The organism is Streptomyces yerevanensis, from assembly GCF_000716805.1.
In the GTDB taxonomy this organism is placed as follows: domain Bacteria; phylum Actinomycetota; class Actinomycetes; order Streptomycetales; family Streptomycetaceae; genus Streptomyces; species Streptomyces flaveus.
The window spans coordinates 1-239 of sequence record NZ_JNWJ01000286.1; the positions used below are offsets into that span (position 1 = coordinate 1).

The 239-nt window shown below is 70.3% G+C and carries 1 protein-coding gene; it reads left to right on the forward strand.

Going from position 1 to position 239, the window contains the following annotated elements; genetic code table 11:
• On the forward strand, window positions 1-239 hold a 239-nt coding region (locus tag OP79_RS49440), incomplete at both ends, for a Gfo/Idh/MocA family protein (RefSeq protein WP_033330002.1).

Sequence of the window (239 nt, forward strand, 5' to 3'; positions counted from 1 at the left end):
CGCTACGGGTACGAGAAGGCGCTGCCGAGCTGGGAGGCCGTCGCCGAGGACCCCACCATCGACGCCGTCTCCATCGTCGTCGGCAACGACCTGCACCGCCCCATCGCGGAAGCCCTCGTCGCCGCGGGCAAGCATGTGCTGTGCGAGAAGCCGCTGGCCGGATCGCTCGAAGACGCCCGCGCCATGGCCGAGTTGGAGCAGAGTGCCGAGGTGGTGACCGCCGTCGGCTACACCTTCCG